Genomic DNA, 16,713 nt, shown 5'->3' with positions numbered 1-16,713 from the left:
GGTATTCTCTCCTTTCGCCCATCAAGCTTTCTCGATCTAAACGCACACTTTACTTGTAATCCGGATCAAAATCGTCATCCATGTTGTCGCTGAAATCATTGTCCAGATCATTAACAAGATCATTACCAAGGTCAGACTCGGGAACACTCAGGACAGGGAAATCTTCAGTTTTGTCATTCAAATCGCCATCCAAATCTTCATCAAGAGTCTCATCTTCATTATCATAGCCAATGCCGCTTTCGTCATTGACATCAATCACGGAATACTGATCATCCATTCCCAGTTCATGGGCAGCTTCTGTGACATCATCATCCAGATCCTTAATTTCAATTTCCTGATCTTCTTCCGAAAGTACGGAAACATCAAGTCCAAGGCTCTGCAATTCCTTGATGAGTACCTTAAATGATTCTGGCACGCCCGGCTCAGGAATATTCTCACCTTTGACAATTGCTTCGTAGGTCTTGACCCTACCTACCACATCATCGGACTTAACAGTAAGTATCTCCTGCAGCGTAAACGATGCGCCATAAGCTTCAAGTGCCCAAACTTCCATCTCTCCGAAGCGTTGACCGCCGAACTGCGCTTTACCGCCGAGCGGCTGCTGGGTGACCAGCGAGTACGGACCTGTAGAACGGGCATGGATCTTGTCATCAACAAGATGGTGAAGTTTCAGCATATACATGTAGCCAACAGTAACTTCATTATCAAAAGGCTCACCGGTACGGCCGTCATAAAGAACGGATTTTCCATGTCCGGGAAGTCCGGCCTTTCTCAAGGTATCAAAGACATCATCTTCTCTGGCTCCGTCAAAAACCGGTGTGGCAATATACATGCCCAGTGCTTTCGCCGCCCAACCAAGATGGGTTTCCAGAACCTGTCCGATATTCATACGAGATGGAACACCGAGCGGATTCAGAACGATTTCAATCGGCGTGCCGTCCGGCATGAAAGGCATATCCTCCTGGCGCATAATTCTGGAAATAACCCCTTTGTTTCCGTGTCTTCCAGCCATTTTATCGCCGACGGATATCTTACGTTTCTGGGCAATATAGACTCTTACGAGTTGGTTGACCCCAGGGGCCAGTTCATCGCCGTTCTCGCGCTTAAATACTTTAACATCAACAACTTTTCCGGCCTCGCCATGCGGAACACGTAAAGAAGTATCCCTGACTTCTCTGGCTTTCTCACCAAAGATTGCTCTTAGCAGGCGTTCTTCAGCCGTAAGCTCCGTTTCCCCTTTCGGAGTAACCTTGCCCACTAAGATATCTCCAGGGCGCACTTCGGCACCGATCCGGATAATACCACGTTCGTCAAGATCTTTCAAAACATCTTCTCCGACGTTTGGAATATCTCTGGTAATCTCTTCAGGCCCAAGTTTGGTATCCCGGGCATCTGCTTCGTATTCCTCAATATGAATGGACGTAAAATAATCTTCTTTCACCAGCTTCTCGCTGATCAGAATAGCATCCTCATAGTTGTATCCTTCCCAGGGCATAAACGCTACCAGAACGTTTCGCCCGAGGGCAAGTTCTCCGTTATCTGTTGACGGGCCGTCGGCAATTACCTGACCAGCATCGATTCTCTGGCCTTTGACAACAATCGGTTTCTGATTGATACAGGTTCCCTGGTTGCTGCGCGTGTATTTCAAAAGTCTATTCCGGGTTGTTGTGCCGTCATTGTTTTGAATGATGATCTCATCGGAAGTAACCCGTAAAGCAGTTCCTTCTTTTGGAGAAACCAGACAGACACCGGAATCAACAGCAGCCTTATACTCCATGCCGGTGCCAATATACGGCGCATCTGTTTTGAGTAGAGGCACAGCCTGACGCTGCATGTTGGAACCCATCAGAGCACGGTTAGCATCGTCATGCTCGAGGAATGGAATCAAGGCGGTCGCAATCGATACCATCTGCTTCGGCGAAACGTCCATATACTGAATGTTTACCGGCGGAACCAGGACGAAATCTTCGCCGTGGCGCGCTTCGATCTTCTCGCTTAAAAACTCCCCATTTTCACCAACAGCGGCATTGGCCTGGGCAATAATATATTTTTCCTCTTCATCAGCTGTTAAGTAATGGATCTCATCCGTCACTTTGCCATTTTCTACTTTGCGGTAAGGTGCCTCAATAAAGCCATACTCATTAATGCGTCCATATGTGCTTAGTGAACCAATCAAACCAATGTTCGGACCCTCAGGCGTTTCAATCGGGCACATCCGGCCATAGTGGGAATGATGCACGTCGCGCACTTCAAATCCGGCTCTCTCTCTGCTTAAACCACCAGGTCCCAGCGCGCTGAGACGGCGTTTATGCGTAAGCTCGGCCAGTGGATTGGTCTGGTCCATAAACTGTGATAACTGGCTGCTTCCAAAAAACTCTTTAATTGCGGCCACGACTGGACGTATATTGATCAGCACCTGAGGTGTAATCCCCTCAATGTCCTGAATCGTCATTCTCTCTCTTACCACTCTCTCCATACGGGAGAGACCGATTCTGAACTGATTCTGAAGAAGCTCGCCAACCGAACGCAAACGTCTGTTGCCAAGGTGATCAATATCATCAATATGTCCTTCACCATTAATTATTTTAAGCATCCGAGAAATCGATGCGATGATGTCCTCGGATGTTAAATGCCGTATGTTCTTGGGAATATCCAGACCCAGTTTGTTGTTCAGCTTATAACGGCCTACTTTTGCCAGATCATATCTTCTGGGATCAAAGAACAAGGATTCCAGAAGACTGCGGGCACTCTCCACCGTAGGCGGTTCTCCAGGACGAAGACGTTTATAAATCTCAACTAGCGCTTCTTCCGTTGATTCCGTATTGTCTCTTTCCAGCGTAATTTTAACGTTCTCATTGTCATCGAACGCTTCGAGGATCCGGCCATTGGTTGAATAGCCAAGGGCTCTGACCAGTACCGTAGCCGGTAGTTTACGGGTTCTGTCAACCCGGACAAAAATATTATCATTAATATCTGTCTCAAATTCCAGCCAGGCACCACGGTTCGGAATAATTGTTGCGCCGTAAAGTTTTTTACCGCTGGTGTCGATTGTTTCAGAATAATAAACGCCGGGCGATCTTACCAACTGACTGACAATAACACGTTCCGCACCATTAATAATGAAGGTGCCTTTATCGGTCATCAGGGGAAAGTCCCCCATGAACACTTCCTGCTCCTTAACCTCTCCTGTTTCCTTATTAATAAGGCGTACTTTGACTCTGAGAGGTGCTGCAAACGTAACGTCACGTTCTTTGCATTCCTCGACCTCATATTTTGGATCGCCGAGGCTGTAGTCTATGAATTCCAAAACCAGATTTCCGGTAAAATCCTGAATTGGGGAAATGTCGCGAAACATTTCGCGAAGCCCTTCCTTCAGAAACCACTCGTAGGAATTCTGTTGAATTTCGATTAAGTTGGGCATATCCAGAACTTCCCGAAGCCTCGCATAACTTGCCCGTTCTCTTGTTCCAACTTTGATAGGATTCACCATGCCGTTTCACCCTTCCAGTGTTTTTTCCTGATCGTTCCAACAGAAAACTAGATAATCAAGAAATAATTATAATTGTTTGCGAATACCTTAATACAAATATCCATTACTATCCAAACACCAAAAAGCAAAGAGCAGATAGGCATAAACAACCAAAAGCAAGGCTTTTTGGGAAAAAACCTCGCTTCAATGTTTATGGAGCTGCCTCACATGAGATGCAATACATCCACACTATTATCTCCCAACTTTATTGGTTTGTCTTAACTTAAGATCACAGTGACAGTTATTAATCCTAACAAGTATACCGATATTTGTCAAGTATATTTTATTTACTAATCATCATCCCTGCAAGATTGTTCTGACATTATAGGTTAAATATCTATTATTATATATTAAATTCCAAAAAGTTAAAGGCATTTAGATATTTTTTGCCTGTTTCTACTCAATATTCCATTAGCCTGGTTCAGAACACATTTGACATCCATGAGCACCCGGCGTCAAATAAAAACTGAACCGGCTTAAGCATGGCCGGTTCAGTCTGCGGTACATTTTTCGTTTCAGATTATTTTACGTCTACGCCGGCACCAGCTTCAACAAGTTTAGCTTTGATGGCTTCAGCTTCTTCTTTGGCAATTTTTTCTTTGACAGGTTTCGGTGCGCCGTCAACAAGATCTTTAGCTTCTTTTAAGCCCAGGCCAGTGATTTCACGAACAACTTTGATGACGTTGATCTTTGCAGCACCAGCGCTGGTCAGGATAACATCAAATTCTGTTTGCTCTTCAGCAACAGGAGCAGCAGCGCCAGCTGCCGGGGCAGCCATAACAGCTGCGGGAGCAGCAGCGCTTACACCAAACTCTTCTTCGAAAGCTTTAACGAGCTCAGCAAGCTCAAGAACGGTCATACCTTTTACGGCTTCTAAAATTTCAGCAGTTTTGGACATTAAAATATCCTCCTTAAAATAATTCACATATTTTTTATTTTTGGACTAGTCATTAGATCTGTTAACATCCGGTACCGTCCAAACCTTCGTGTCAGATGTTGGATAGTCCCAGAGTCTGCGCATGCATCGGGCCTCGGGCATCGAATCCCGTGCCTCGACTATGCCTGGGCTTCTTTAAGTTTACGAACTTCTTCCAAAGCATAACCAAATTTGCGGATAGGCCCTTGCAGAACATTGACCATTCCTTGAAGCGGGCCTTGCATTCCAGCAAGTACTTGGGAAAGAAGAACTTCTCTGGACGGAAGATTTGCGAGATCTTTTACTTTTTCAGCGTTAATGACCTTGCCGTCAAGAACCCCCGCCTTAATGGTCAGGCTCTTGTTTTTCTTGCTGAATTCACTGAGAATCTTCGCAGGAGCAACAGGATCTGCAGAAAAGGCTAAAGCAGTAGGACCTTCCAGAAATTCATCCAAACCGGTAATCCCGATTTCATCTGCAGCCCGGCGAACCATTGTATTTTTCAATACGCGGTATTCAATACCGGCCTGGCGCAGTTCTACTCTCAAATTGGTCACCTGCGATACCGTCAGACCTCTGTAGTCTGCCAGAATCACTCCGTTTGCACCTTCAAACTTCTGTTTGATATCTTCAACAACTTTTTGCTTCTCTTCAAAATTTGGCATACACACACCTCCTTCCGAACGCATACTGTCGTATGCGTTTCGTTGCCATCCATTGCTGTCAATAAACAAGCCTCTGCTGGGCGCAGAGGCAAGATTATTAATGTCTTTCATGTCTTCAAAAGACGACCTTGTCTCCACCTCGGCAGGATATTAAGCTTAATAAAGCGCCTGCTTTCTACAGCGGAAAATGTTATTAATTTTTTTCAGTCTAGTCGGTATATCTCAGCCCTTAAAAAGTCTTTAGACAATTTTCAAAGGATTGATTTTCACTCCTGGTCCCATGGTGGAAGATACCGTTACGCTACGGACATACTGTCCTTTGGCAGCTGCAGGTTTTGCTTTTGTGACAACTTCGGCAATGGTTTTGTAGTTGTCCATCAGCTTATCCTGATCAAAAGAAACCTTGCCGATCGGTACATGAATAATACCGGCTTTATCAGCCCTGTATTCCACTTTACCGGCTTTAATTTCTTTAACTGCTCTTTCGACATCGAACGATACAGTTCCGGTCTTCGGGTTCGGCATGAGGCCCTTAGGTCCCAAAAGCTTACCCAGCTTACCGACAGTACCCATCATATCCGGTGTCGCTACAGCAACGTCAAAACCAAACCAGCCCTGTTGGATTTTCTCAACCATTTCTTCAGCTCCGACAAAATCAGCGCCGGCAGCTTCGGCTTCTTTGGCTTTGTCTCCCTTGGCAAAAACAAGTACACTTAAAGTTTTGCCTGTTCCATGTGGAAGAACAACCGCTCCGCGGATTTGCTGATCAGCATGGCGGGTATCGATTCCCAATTTGAAAGCAACTTCAACTGTCTCATCAAATTTTGCTTTGGCATTGGTTTTTACAACACCAATTGCTTCGGCCGGCTCAAACACAGCCTGATTATCAAATGCTTTTAAAGCATCAAGGTATTTCTTACCTCTTTTTGGCATCTTTCTTTAACCTCCTTGTGGTCTTCGGGCCAAACCCTCCCACATTGTTCAACGGAATCAAACAATATCGATTCCCATACTGCGTGCAGTACCTTCGACCATACGCATTGCAGCTTCAATGCTTGCTGCATTTAAGTCTTTCATCTTTTGTTCAGCAATTTCCCTAACCTGATCTTTGGTCACTTTCGCAACCTTTTGCTTGTTCGGAACAGCGGAACCAGACGGAATGTTGGCTGCCTTCTTAAGCAATACGGATGCCGGCGGAGTCTTCAGAACAAAAGTAAAGGAACGGTCTTCATAAATCGTAATCTCTGCAGGAATGATCAGTCCAGCCTGATCCTTCGTTCTTTCATTGTATTCTTTGCAGAAGCCCATGATATTAACACCGTGCTGACCCAAAGCAGGACCAACCGGAGGTGCCGGATTTGCCTTACCTGCGGTGATTGCCAATTTTACCAGCCCAATAACTTTCTTTGCCATAATTACACCTCCTTGCTGTGGAATATCTATTTAGTCAAGCTTTTCCACTTGCCCAAACTCAAGTTCGACCGGCGTCTCTCTCCCAAACATGGAAACCGAGACTCTGACTTTTTGCTTTTCTTCGAGGACTTCTTTCACAACACCAATAAAGTCTTTGAACGGACCGGAAATGACCCGGACAGACTGCCCGACAACAACGTCAATCTTGGTGCGGATTTTCTCGAGTCCCATTTGGCGTAAAATAACAGCGACCTCATGATCCAGAAGCGGAATCGGTTTGCTGCCGCTTCCTACAAACCCGGTCACCCCAGGTGTATTGCGGACCACATACCAAGAGTCGTCAGTCATGTCCATCTCCACTAGAACGTAACCTGGAAACACCTTGCGTTTGGAGATTTTTTTCTTGCCGTTCTTTATTTCGATCTCGTCTTCCATAGGAACTAAAACGCGAAAAATTTTATCCTCCATATTCATGGATTCCACGCGTTTTTCCAGATTTGTTTTCACCTTGTTCTCATATCCGGAATAAGTGTGAATAACATACCAGTTCTTCGTCATTAACCGAAAGCCTCCTAAGAAAGATTCATCCAATTGTCAAATGAATTGTTAAATACCAAGCAGGTTGGTCATTGCGTACGTCAGACCACTGTCTACAATCCAAATCAACAAAGCAACAATTGCCACAGAAACAAGCACGACACCGGTATACGTCAGCAACGTCTGACGAGTCGGCCAATGTACTTTCTTCAGCTCAAGCCCAACCTCACGAAAAAAAGCAAACCGTTTTCCGGGGTTCTTAAACCTATTAAGAAAGCCGCCTTTTGCACCTGTGGTATCTGCTTTCTTTGCCACTGCCATATCTTCACATCCTTAACGGAATATTCTTCCGGTTCGTACTATTTTGTTTCCTTATGAACAGTATGAGCTTTGCAAGTTCTGCAATATTTTTTGATCTCTATACGATCTGGGTCATTTTTCTTATTCTTATTGGACTGATAATTTCTGTTTTTGCACTCAGTACAAGCCAATGTGATTGCAACACGCATTTGGAACACCCCCCCGGCAATGGCATTAAACTGCATATTTTACAAGTCGCACAGAATAATTTAACACAATAATAAAGTCTTTGTCAAGGAAGATTCCTTTGTATGCCGCAAATAAACTGTGAAATTCTCTTGCCAAAATAGGCAGAACGAATTAGGATTGTATTATTGTCGATATTTATTCATTATATCATAACTGTGCTTAGAAAATAAAAAAAGAATTAGAGGTCTGTCTTATGTCCAATCCAGATTATCCAAACATTTTTGATGCCCATGCCCATATTTTTCCGCAGAAAGTAGCTCCCAGGGCAGTCGATTCCATCTTGTCCTTCTACGACGAACTTATTCAAGATATGGAGCCTGGAAAAGGAACCGCCTCCGATCTGATCGCTTCCGGCGCAGGCGTCGGGATCAACCGCTTTTTGATTTCCTCGACCGCTACGAGAACAGAACAAGTCGAGTCAATCAACGATTTCATTGCCAGTGTTTGCACCGATTCGCGGTTCGTCGGCTTCGGCACCATGCATCCTGAATTTCCTAATCCTCAACTGGAAATCGAGCGGGTACTTTCACTCGGTTTAAAAGGTTTAAAGCTTCACCCGGATTTTCAGGAATATAACATTGACGATCCATCTTTATTTCCTATATACGAGGCAGCAGAAGGCAAATTGCCTATCCTTTTTCATGTCGGAGATACGCGCACGGATTACTCCAATCCGCACAGACTTGCCCACATTCTGAAAATGTTTCCCGATTTGGTGGTCATTGCAGCCCATCTGGGCGGCTGGAGTCTGTGGGATGATTTTGACCACAGCCTGTTTGAGCGAAATGTCTACATCGACACGTCCAGCTCTCTGATGTTAATAGAAAAAGAAACAGCTGTTGATATTATTCGCTCCCATGGCATTGATAAAGTACTGTTTGGCACGGATTACCCAATGTGGTCACCCGAAGCCGAACTTGAGCGTTTCCTATCACTTGGCCTGACGAAAGAGGAAAACCAGAAAATCCTCTGGGAAAACGGCAGAAAACTGTTTGGCCTGCAGCCGTAAACCCTACAATACTATGAAATCAAGCTGCATCTAGTCTTCTTCAGACACTCATTTCCGTCTCCAGATTCAGCAGCCGGGAGGATTCCTTCGCAAACCAGCGAATGCTGTAGGTGACAACAGACAATTCAATCAGCGCATGATAGTAAAAGCTTGTCGAGGGTGTATTCTCCTGCCATTCATTCAGAATAGCGTGCAGTTTGCTCCAGACACGCAATTCGGGAAACTGAGCTGCCTCTTCCCCCTTGACTTTTTTCTGAAGCTGCAGATTGTAGCTTGTCGCACTGAACATCACATTGTGCAGCATTTCAAAAACATGTTCAAATTCAGGACTAACCGCCGGATCATTGGCTTCCTCCCGGCGGGTTTTTCGTTCTGCGGCAAGAAAAAGCAAGTCCTGTGATCTTTGCCAGAGGCCCCGGCTGTAATTTAAATATTCCTTATATAATGGTTTACGGGCCTTGGGGTCTTTCTTGTTTTTACCGAACCACAAGACGTTCCACTCTTTGCGGTATAAATCATACAAATTCTCAGCTTCTTGAAACAAGCTGTTGAATTCCGCTTTATTTTTATGCATTTCTTCTTCCGAAGCCAGATTCAGGTACAGATACCGGTTCACTGCATCGACAAACATCCGGACAGCAAAATTATTTAGTTCAATCAATTTATCCTCAAGCACTTTTTGGTAACGCGGAGGTGCGATCGTCAAATTGATCACATTTGCAGTCACCATACCAATCAGGATAGCCAGTGACCGTGAGACCGCGTGGGACAAAAACTGCTCCTGCGGTGAAGCCAGGATAAAAATGGCCGAGATCACTGCAAGAACGATCTGATTCGGCACTTTGATCACTTTGGTGAAAATAATAATCAGGATAATCGTTGCAAGTGCCATACTCAGAAACTGCAGCGGTATGGCCAGTCCGATCGCCACAGCCACAATAATTGCAATGATGTTTACTATAATTTCTTCCAGCGCATTTCGAAAACTTCTGCCGAGAGATTGCTGCATACAGACCACTGCCGATGTCGCAGCAAACAAAGATGGCTCAATATCCAAAAGGATACAGATATAAACACTGACCGCCACAGCGAGACCTGTCTTTAACGTCCTGGCTCCGATATTCATTCCACAGCTCCTTAAGGTTTATCTTTATGTTTATTGTCTTATGATAACACAACCCATCCCGAATAATAAACCCGCACTCCAAACACTTCTTTTTTCTCTGAAGCATACAGTATGAAAAAGGAAGTGTGTTTCTTGAAAATTCATGTTGTGAGCTCAGGACAGAGCATCTATTCGATTGCTCGCAAATACGGGGTCTCACCCCAGAAAATGATTGCAGATAATGAACTGACCAATCCAAACCAGCTAGTTATCGGGCAGACGCTGGTCATTTTGGAAAGTAGCGGAACACATACGGTTGCCGCCGGTGAGTCTCTTTATCTGATTGCCCAAAAACACGGAGTAACTGTGAATGCTTTACTCGCCACCAATCCTCGGATAACAGATCCGAGCCGTATCTATGCCGGTCAGACTATTGCCATTCCGGCAGCGGCTGCCAGCTATGGAACGATAGAAGTGAACGGGTATGCCTTTCCGAATATTAACAGAGACATTCTCCGAAAAAGTCTTCGCCATCTTACATATCTTAGTATCTTCAGTTATCAGGTCAACGCGGATGGCACCCTGAATACGATTCCGGATGAACCGCTGATTCAGGCAGCGAGAGAAGCCCGGACAGCTCCACTAATGGTCATTACGAATATCCAGCAAGGTGGAAGCTTCAACAGTACGCTGGCCAGATCCATCCTGACAAATCAGACTGCTCAGAATACTTTAATTAGTCAGGTTATCAGAACGCTGAGAGAAAAAAACTATTACGGCCTCGATATTGATTTTGAATATATCTATCCATCCGACCGGGAAAACTATAACAACTTTCTCCGAAGGATCGTTAATACGCTCCGCCCTTTAGGCTATCCTGTGACGACAGCTCTCGCTCCTAAGCTGACTGCCGATCAAAAAGGTCTGCTATATGAAGCCCATGACTATCCTGTTCACGGGGCTCTGGCCAACCACGTCATCCTAATGACCTATGAATGGGGTTACACCTACAGCCCACCCAAAGCAGTCGCTCCTGTAAATGAAGTGCGCAAAGTATTGACCTATGCGGTGTCGGCTATTCCGAGACAAAAAATCTTTATGGGTATCCCCAATTATGGCTATGACTGGACCCTTCCATACGTTTCCGGTACTGCCGCCAGAACAGTCTCCAACAGCGGGGCGGTAGATCTGGCCAGAACTGAAAAGACAGCAATCCAGTATGATTCAACAGCGCAGTCTCCGTATTTCACCTACTACGACGATGCCGGCAAAAAGCACGAAGTATGGTTTGAAGATGCCCGAAGCATCTATGCCAAACTGACCCTGGCCAAAGAATTTCGGGTCGGGGGCATAAGCTATTGGACAATTGGAAGATATTTTCCTCAGAACTGGCTTGTTTTGAGGTCTTTATACAGTATAAAAAAACTGCTTTAAAATTTTATGGTATAAGACTTGTTCACTCCTCAAACAATATACTGAAACAAATTCTTTTCAAGTGCAGACTAAAGGAGGAACAGTATTAATGAAACACAATCCGGATGACCGCAGAGATAATGTCGACAGAATCCAAAAAAATATTAATCACACGATCCAAAATATGGAGCTTGCTGATGAAATGATTGCGAAAACTGATGATCCTAAAAGTAAGAAAGATTTGAAAGGAAAGAATGAACGGAGGCGTGATGCGCTAAACGGAATGAGGGCGGAAATCCGGGATGAAGCCCTGGATAAAAAAAGAGAGTATGAATAGATCCAAAAAATAGCAGCCAGGCAACAGCCTGGCTTTGTTTTTAAATTAGACCTGTTAAATTTGTTCTATTTATTGATAACCCCATATCAATAATAGCTATCCCCAAAATTACTTACTATAATTTAGAGTACATATTGACTAGTACCTTGGCACTGGCATTGAATGGGGGTAATCCGAAAAAGTGAGTGCAATAAAAGTAATGGTCGTTGACGACTCTCTGTTTTCAAGAACACTCATTGTGGAAATACTTCGCGACAGCGGCTTGGAAGTTGTCGGCGAAGCCGATTCCTACGACAGCTTAATCGAAACATATGACAGGTGCAAACCCGATATCGTAACTATGGATATTGTTATGCCGGATATGGACGGATTTGAGTGCAGCCGTGCCCTTTTTGTAAAAGACCCCAATCCCGCTTGATTCTCTCCTGGCAATAAATAAACCGACTCCTGGCATAACAAATACCGGGGGATTAATTGATAAATCCTGAATAAAATCCTTGCACTTTCCAACTTGTCTTATAAATTTTATCTACTGGAATTTCGGAAAGAAAAAAGGCTTATAAAGCCTTTACCTTATTGTCTATGATTTTAATTTTTAAGCTGTTGTTGGTTAGTTCTTCCCTCAGTTCCTGGACGGCCTGCCAGGTCATGTCTTGCTTTTCCGCAATCTTTTCAACTTTGTCACTTAAGGTGCCGACCTGGTCACTTAGTGTCTTGTTTTCGGCACGTAAGGCTTTTTCCATCAAATTGAGCTTGTCTAATATCTGATCGAGTTTGTCCATTTTTACCAGCTCCCTGTTTTATATACTAGCATACCAATAGATAGAATGAAAGACCGGTTTTTTATAATTTGTGACACGATATTCAAGTTCTCCTATCAAATTGACTGTGTAGAGAAAATGAGAGAGACGATTTCGCCTTCCGGCTGGCGCCAGCCGGACGCAGTTAGACCGAGCCTTCCTTCCTCGTATGCAACCGATAATTTGATATGAATTCTTTAAGATCACAGTAGATGAAGTTTGGTACGATGATCGGAGTTATCGGAGAGTGTTTTGAATAAGGCTCTTGATTAAAACTAACTTCCAACCATTGAAAAGATTATCCCCGCCCAACCAAAAAGTTTTTGTATGGTCTCTATGTCACCTGAAAAGTCACCTATCTTTTTCATAACTTTTCGATATATTGATTCAGCTTCTTCCTTATCCTTGGCTTTGGCAATCGATAATACTTCAACTAATAAATCAAATATTTCATCTTGCTTCTCATCATTTTTTGATACTAGTAAAATTAACTCGGAAATACCAGATGTATTTTTTTCAATGCCTTGAAGTGCAGCAAGCACAGCTTCACGATGTTCCCTTTCTTCTTGTTTTTCTCTTGTAATTGCTTCTTCACGTTCTCTCATTGAGTCATTTATTGTATTCATTAGATTTGTATTTAGCTCTAGTCGAGGGATTTCAAGCTTCTGTAACTCAATTTTTGGCATTTTAAAATCGCTAAAATCCAAGTATACCCCCTCCTTTTGATAATCTATTCGACAAAAAGGAAGGTTTTCCCTGTTAGATGTAGAAACTTTCCATAAAAGGAGGGATATGTTATGAATTGGATACCGGTTGTTTCGTCCAACTTATCTGCTGTTGCATATGAACCATCGACTCAAACATTGTACATTAGGTTTCGCAGCAGCGGGTCATACGCTTATTTCAATGTCCCTGAAAGTATTTATAGAGGCCTTATGAACGCCCCATCACACGGGGAATATCATGCAGCACATATAAAAAATCACTACCGTTATCGAAAGCTTTAATCCTGGTTAATCAGGATAATAGCGGGCCCTTGAACAATTTTTTCAGTCTTATTACTTATTATTCGAACTTCTTCGTATACCTCAACAGAAATGCTCTCGACTCCATTTCTGCCCATCAGTTCATTTGTCAAATCCAATGTACTAATATTTTTCATCACTTACACCGCCTTTTTTAAATAATATCCGTAGAAACAATTATTTTATTCCATAGCAAAAGACCGTCCATTTCGGGCGGTCTTCGTTTGTTTTGGAGAATATGGGAAAAGAGCTAGAAGGCTCAATATTAGACATCTGTATTTTTTAGTCCCTTAACGATTGACGACATTATTGTCGCGGCATTTGTTGCTCCGCTAAAATTCTTTGTTTTAAATAAAACATGGACTTCTCCAGCAGAGTCTTGCTCTAACATTACTTCGACTCCATTATTTTGCATCATCCCGGCAAAGATTGTTGCCGCCATTTCCATATAATCTTTTTCATTCAGCACGCTTTTTTCACCTCCTTTTGCTCTTATCTTCGACAAAAGGAAGTATTTTCCTGCACATAAGTAAAGACCGTCCATCTCGGGCTGTTCTTGTTGTAAAAAAGCCTACTTACGATTTAAATCTTTCTTGTGGCCGATTTGGACAACTTGTCATAAATTATATTGAACCTTCATTTTTAACCCCTATCTTATGAAACGGAGGGATTCCAAGTATAAGCCTCCGCTTGAATCAAAATTGAGAGGAATGATAGAATTGGGGTTATTATTTAATAGAGTTGGAAATGTTCTATTGAGACGAACCCATGTTCATGAATTTGAAGGTAGTACGAAATTAGCAGAGGCGGGCGAAGATCGACACAATCACCGGGTTGCTGGAGTTTCTGGCGGGGTTATCCCATCGATAGGTGGTCATAGACATGCAATATCTACAAATACAGACTTTTTTGATAATCATCACCACGAAATAAGAGTAATTACAGGACCACCAATAAACGTTGGGAATGGTAAACATGTGCACTTTGTCCAAGGTAATACAACAGTAAATGATGGTCACTTTCATCCGTTTCAATTGGCAACCCTAATTGAGAGTCCCTTAACTCCGTTGACTTAAAAAATACTAAAATCTAGTCACTTATAAATGGGGTTAAGACCGTCCATTCTGGGCGGTCCTTTTTATGTTTATTTTTGCTCACACCACTTTACGATACAATTTTACCACCGCTGATATGCCATGTAAAATCCATGTTTTGATCACGCTTTGATCATGGGTAAAACACTCTAAATATCCGCTAAATATCTAGGTTTTAAGCCGTCTACGCCAAACAATAAAATACTAAGTTCACTAATCATCTCATTTTTCCAGCGCCGTACCGTGCCTTCCCCGCAGGGTATTTCTAGCGCTATTGTCCTAATTGACTCTCCCCATTCAATACTCCTTCTTGGCCTTATCCATATACAAACAATAAATAACCTCATATTTTTCTGGCTGTTGCTTTTCTATTTGCCCAATTCTTAATATTTCTAAGCAAGTCTCTATCTGCCTGATCATCACCCCGGTTCGAATTCGGCTTCTCTTAATCGCCTGAATGATTACTTCGTCCACTTCCAGGTCTTGTATTCGTGGAATAAAAAGACCCATAAATTTCTTGGTAAATGGGCCGGAAGAAAAGATAATCCAAATGCAGTTATTCTTGAGGGGATAATCCCTAATCTTATTAATGATGAAACATGGGGGAAGGTGAGATTAAGAATGGAAGCTAATAAGCATAATGCTGTAAACAAAGGTAGACGTGAATATCTCTTATCCGGACTGATAAAATGTCATAAGTGCGGTGGAGCCTTTATTGGCGTTACCACTATCAATAAGAAAGGATACGAGTACAAATCTTATAAATGCGCAAATAAAACAAGGCTCCATACCTGTGACTCGTGACTGCAAAAATATTGCAGCCAATGATATAGAGCCTCTTGTTGTAAGTCTTCTTAAGAGTTCAATTTTTTCAGGGGAAATGATAGAAAAAGCGGCAGATGCGATCGTTGAGACCAGCTCATCCCATAACTCTGAGAATTCTTCAGAATCAATTAAGAAAGAAATCACTGACTTGGATGTTAAAATCAGCAACCTTATGAAATTGTTAGAAAGCGGTCTTAATTCTGACGCTGTACGAGACAGAATAACAGAACACGAAGCCAGAAAGAAAATATTAGAGCAGCAGTTAAAAAAAATTATTCCCTTGCCACCTGTAAGTAGAGATGTCTTATTATAGAATTAAAAAAGGATGCCGATCGCATCCAAAATGATCCGAAGGAATTATTAAAAAAATATATCGTAAATATAAAAATCGCTGACGACAAGATCGAAATCAATGCCATAAGCGATGTAAGCACCATTGGTTGCGGGGGCCGGATTTGAACCGACGACCTTCGGGTTATGAGCCCGACGAGCTACCACTGCTCCACCCCGCGATGTTAAATAAACGTTCCAGCTCGATATCTCCAATTATAGAATGGTGGGCAGGGATGGATTCGAACCACCGTACCTTTCGGAACAGATTTACAGTCTGCCGCCTTTAACCACTCGGCCACCTACCCATTTCAATTGGAGCCGACGATGGGACTCGAACCCGCAACCTGCTGATTACAAATCAGCTGCTCTACCAATTGAGCTACATCGGCATTGGACACCAACGTATTGTATCAAAGATTACGGCCACTTGTCAACAATAAAAGTCATTTTTTTTCTGGAAGAATTTACAAAACAGAGTGTCTGATTTTATTCATATTGTATGGAATTTTAGGCCCCTCTGTGCTCCAGATACCTTTCCAACTTTCGCTTGACCCGCTGCAGTGCATTGTCAATGGATTTGACATGCCTGTCGAGATCTACGGCAATCTCCTGATAAGATTTGCCTTCAAGATAGGACATCAGCACTTCCCATTCGAGCGAACTTAAAATTTCGCCCATCTTTTCTTCAATATCGTCAAATTCTTCCCTGCTGATGATCAGTTCCTCGGGATCCGTGATCTTATTTCCAGAAATAACATCCAAGAGCGTCCTGTCGGAATCCTCATCATAAATAGGTTTGTTCAGCGATACGTACGAATTGAGCGGAATATGCTTTTGTCTGGTAGCCGTCTTGATCGCTGTAATAATCTGCCGAGTTATGCATAACTCGGCAAATGCTCTGAAAGAGGAGAGCTTGTCCCCACGAAAGTCACGAATTGCTTTATACAGCCCAATCATGCCTTCTTGAATGATATCTTCCCTATCCGCACCGATCAAGAAATACGATCTGGCTTTTGCTCTGACAAAATTCTTGTACTTATTGATCAAGTACTCCTGAGCTTCTGCGTCACCGATCTTTGCTAACTCAACTAGTTCCTCATCTGCTATGTACTCATTAGCCTCGAATTCTTCTGGAATCTCTGTCTGGATACTGTAAGTCAAGT

Annotated in this window: 21 protein-coding genes, 3 tRNA genes and 1 other annotated feature; of the genes, 7 read left to right on the top strand and 17 right to left on the bottom strand. The window is 43.1% G+C overall.

What is annotated here, in order from left to right; genetic code table 11:
* Positions 1-49 precede the first annotated feature (49 nt).
* The 8 genes from rpoB to rpmG all read right to left on the bottom strand — a co-directional run bounded on the left by rpoB (position 50) and on the right by rpmG (position 7,569).
* Complete coding sequence (gene rpoB, locus NC238_02435; protein ID MCM1564812.1) at positions 50-3,490, bottom strand: DNA-directed RNA polymerase subunit beta; 3,441 nt, start codon at positions 3,488-3,490, stop codon at positions 50-52.
* A gap of 559 nt (positions 3,491-4,049) precedes the next feature.
* Complete coding sequence (gene rplL, locus NC238_02430; GenBank protein ID MCM1564811.1) at positions 4,050-4,427, bottom strand: 50S ribosomal protein L7/L12; 378 nt, start codon at positions 4,425-4,427, stop codon at positions 4,050-4,052.
* 158 nt (positions 4,428-4,585) lie between these two features.
* Positions 4,586-5,110: a 50S ribosomal protein L10 gene (gene rplJ / locus NC238_02425; GenBank protein MCM1564810.1), complete on the bottom strand. Its 525-nt coding sequence runs from the start codon at positions 5,108-5,110 to the stop codon at positions 4,586-4,588.
* 54 nt (positions 5,111-5,164) lie between these two features.
* Positions 5,165-5,309 (bottom strand) — a sequence feature (ribosomal protein L10 leader region).
* A gap of 41 nt (positions 5,310-5,350) precedes the next feature.
* Positions 5,351-6,043 (bottom strand): 50S ribosomal protein L1, encoded by a 693-nt coding sequence (rplA, locus tag NC238_02420; GenBank protein MCM1564809.1) that lies wholly within the window; start codon positions 6,041-6,043, stop codon positions 5,351-5,353.
* A 57-nt stretch (positions 6,044-6,100) separates the two neighbouring features.
* A complete protein-coding gene (gene rplK / locus NC238_02415) occupies positions 6,101-6,523 on the bottom strand; it encodes a 50S ribosomal protein L11 (protein ID MCM1564808.1) in 423 nt (140 codons plus the stop codon).
* A 30-nt stretch (positions 6,524-6,553) separates the two neighbouring features.
* Positions 6,554-7,081, bottom strand: a complete 528-nt coding sequence (gene nusG, locus NC238_02410; protein ID MCM1564807.1) for a transcription termination/antitermination protein NusG — start codon at positions 7,079-7,081, stop codon at positions 6,554-6,556.
* A 48-nt stretch (positions 7,082-7,129) separates the two neighbouring features.
* Positions 7,130-7,381, bottom strand: a complete 252-nt coding sequence (gene secE, locus NC238_02405) for a preprotein translocase subunit SecE (protein ID MCM1564806.1) — start codon at positions 7,379-7,381, stop codon at positions 7,130-7,132.
* Positions 7,382-7,419: 38 nt separating this feature from the next.
* Positions 7,420-7,569, bottom strand: coding sequence for a 50S ribosomal protein L33 (gene rpmG / locus NC238_02400; protein ID MCM1564805.1), 150 nt, complete (start codon positions 7,567-7,569; stop codon positions 7,420-7,422).
* 233 nt (positions 7,570-7,802) lie between these two features.
* On the opposite strand from rpmG, the gene NC238_02395 reads away from it, so the two are divergent.
* The gene (locus NC238_02395) at positions 7,803-8,618 is read left to right on the top strand and encodes an amidohydrolase family protein (GenBank protein ID MCM1564804.1); all 816 of its coding nucleotides are present in this window, start codon (positions 7,803-7,805) and stop codon (positions 8,616-8,618) included.
* 40 nt (positions 8,619-8,658) lie between these two features.
* On the opposite strand, the gene NC238_02390 is transcribed toward NC238_02395, so the two are convergent.
* A complete protein-coding gene (locus NC238_02390; protein MCM1564803.1) occupies positions 8,659-9,744 on the bottom strand; it encodes an aromatic acid exporter family protein in 1,086 nt (361 codons plus the stop codon).
* 132 nt (positions 9,745-9,876) lie between these two features.
* On the opposite strand from NC238_02390, the gene NC238_02385 reads away from it, so the two are divergent.
* From NC238_02385 to NC238_02375, 3 genes are all read left to right on the top strand, one after another.
* Complete coding sequence (locus tag NC238_02385) at positions 9,877-11,157, top strand: glycosyl hydrolase family 18 protein (GenBank protein MCM1564802.1); 1,281 nt, start codon at positions 9,877-9,879, stop codon at positions 11,155-11,157.
* Between the two features lie 88 nt (positions 11,158-11,245).
* Entirely contained in the window at positions 11,246-11,473 is a 228-nt protein-coding gene (gene tlp / locus NC238_02380) for a small acid-soluble spore protein Tlp (GenBank protein MCM1564801.1), read from the top strand.
* A gap of 181 nt (positions 11,474-11,654) precedes the next feature.
* Complete coding sequence (locus NC238_02375; protein ID MCM1564800.1) at positions 11,655-11,891, top strand: response regulator; 237 nt, start codon at positions 11,655-11,657, stop codon at positions 11,889-11,891.
* Positions 11,892-12,030: 139 nt separating this feature from the next.
* Here NC238_02375 and NC238_02370 read toward each other — a convergent pair whose 3' ends face one another.
* Positions 12,031-12,255 (bottom strand): hypothetical protein, encoded by a 225-nt coding sequence (locus NC238_02370; GenBank protein MCM1564799.1) that lies wholly within the window; start codon positions 12,253-12,255, stop codon positions 12,031-12,033.
* 293 nt (positions 12,256-12,548) lie between these two features.
* Positions 12,549-12,980, bottom strand: coding sequence for a hypothetical protein (locus NC238_02365; protein ID MCM1564798.1), 432 nt, complete (start codon positions 12,978-12,980; stop codon positions 12,549-12,551).
* A 90-nt stretch (positions 12,981-13,070) separates the two neighbouring features.
* Here NC238_02365 and NC238_02360 point away from each other — a divergent pair, with 90 nt between their 5' ends.
* Positions 13,071-13,280 (top strand): KTSC domain-containing protein, encoded by a 210-nt coding sequence (locus tag NC238_02360; protein ID MCM1564797.1) that lies wholly within the window; start codon positions 13,071-13,073, stop codon positions 13,278-13,280.
* Here NC238_02360 and NC238_02355 read toward each other — a convergent pair.
* Together NC238_02355 and NC238_02350 are read right to left on the bottom strand one after the other, a co-directional pair.
* Positions 13,277-13,435 (bottom strand): BC1881 family protein, encoded by a 159-nt coding sequence (locus NC238_02355; protein ID MCM1564796.1) that lies wholly within the window; start codon positions 13,433-13,435, stop codon positions 13,277-13,279. The two genes, NC238_02360 and NC238_02355, sit on opposite strands and share 4 nt — an antisense overlap.
* A gap of 128 nt (positions 13,436-13,563) precedes the next feature.
* Entirely contained in the window at positions 13,564-13,767 is a 204-nt protein-coding gene (locus NC238_02350; protein MCM1564795.1) for a hypothetical protein, read from the bottom strand.
* A gap of 250 nt (positions 13,768-14,017) precedes the next feature.
* Between NC238_02350 and NC238_02345 the strand changes: the two genes are divergently transcribed.
* Positions 14,018-14,374: a YmaF family protein gene (locus NC238_02345; protein ID MCM1564794.1), complete on the top strand. Its 357-nt coding sequence runs from the start codon at positions 14,018-14,020 to the stop codon at positions 14,372-14,374.
* A gap of 733 nt (positions 14,375-15,107) precedes the next feature.
* Positions 15,108-15,530 (top strand): hypothetical protein, encoded by a 423-nt coding sequence (locus NC238_02340; GenBank protein MCM1564793.1) that lies wholly within the window; start codon positions 15,108-15,110, stop codon positions 15,528-15,530.
* 124 nt (positions 15,531-15,654) lie between these two features.
* On the opposite strand, the gene NC238_02335 is transcribed toward NC238_02340, so the two are convergent.
* From NC238_02335 to sigH, 4 genes are all read right to left on the bottom strand, one after another.
* A tRNA-Met gene (locus NC238_02335) sits at positions 15,655-15,729 on the bottom strand.
* A gap of 42 nt (positions 15,730-15,771) precedes the next feature.
* Positions 15,772-15,855 (bottom strand) — tRNA-Tyr (locus NC238_02330).
* Between the two features lie 8 nt (positions 15,856-15,863).
* Positions 15,864-15,939: transfer RNA gene (locus NC238_02325), tRNA-Thr, on the bottom strand.
* A 118-nt stretch (positions 15,940-16,057) separates the two neighbouring features.
* Positions 16,058-16,711: an RNA polymerase sporulation sigma factor SigH gene (gene sigH, locus NC238_02320; protein ID MCM1564792.1), complete on the bottom strand. Its 654-nt coding sequence runs from the start codon at positions 16,709-16,711 to the stop codon at positions 16,058-16,060.
* Positions 16,712-16,713 lie beyond the last annotated feature (2 nt).

The organism is Dehalobacter sp. (assembly GCA_023667845.1).
Taxonomy (GTDB): Bacteria; Bacillota; Desulfitobacteriia; order Desulfitobacteriales; family Syntrophobotulaceae; genus Dehalobacter.
The sequence above is the reverse complement of the archived record's forward strand: the minus strand, read 5'-3'. Positions and strand labels throughout refer to the sequence as shown.

Coding starts and splice junctions, on each gene's coding strand:
- NC238_02370 (MCM1564799.1), bottom strand. CDS start 12,255: ATGGACAAACTCGATCAGATATTAGACAAGCTCAATTTGATGGAAAAA.
- NC238_02390 (MCM1564803.1), bottom strand. CDS start 9,744: ATGAATATCGGAGCCAGGACGTTAAAGACAGGTCTCGCTGTGGCGGTC.
- NC238_02355 (MCM1564796.1), bottom strand. CDS start 13,435: ATGAAAAATATTAGTACATTGGATTTGACAAATGAACTGATGGGCAGA.
- NC238_02395 (MCM1564804.1), top strand. CDS start 7,803: ATGTCCAATCCAGATTATCCAAACATTTTTGATGCCCATGCCCATATT.
- secE (MCM1564806.1), bottom strand. CDS start 7,381: ATGGCAGTGGCAAAGAAAGCAGATACCACAGGTGCAAAAGGCGGCTTT.
- rplA (MCM1564809.1), bottom strand. CDS start 6,043: ATGCCAAAAAGAGGTAAGAAATACCTTGATGCTTTAAAAGCATTTGAT.
- rpmG (MCM1564805.1), bottom strand. CDS start 7,569: ATGCGTGTTGCAATCACATTGGCTTGTACTGAGTGCAAAAACAGAAAT.
- NC238_02360 (MCM1564797.1), top strand. CDS start 13,071: ATGAATTGGATACCGGTTGTTTCGTCCAACTTATCTGCTGTTGCATAT.
- nusG (MCM1564807.1), bottom strand. CDS start 7,081: ATGACGAAGAACTGGTATGTTATTCACACTTATTCCGGATATGAGAAC.
- rpoB (MCM1564812.1), bottom strand. CDS start 3,490: ATGGTGAATCCTATCAAAGTTGGAACAAGAGAACGGGCAAGTTATGCG.
- tlp (MCM1564801.1), top strand. CDS start 11,246: ATGAAACACAATCCGGATGACCGCAGAGATAATGTCGACAGAATCCAA.
- rplK (MCM1564808.1), bottom strand. CDS start 6,523: ATGGCAAAGAAAGTTATTGGGCTGGTAAAATTGGCAATCACCGCAGGT.
- rplL (MCM1564811.1), bottom strand. CDS start 4,427: ATGTCCAAAACTGCTGAAATTTTAGAAGCCGTAAAAGGTATGACCGTT.
- rplJ (MCM1564810.1), bottom strand. CDS start 5,110: ATGCCAAATTTTGAAGAGAAGCAAAAAGTTGTTGAAGATATCAAACAG.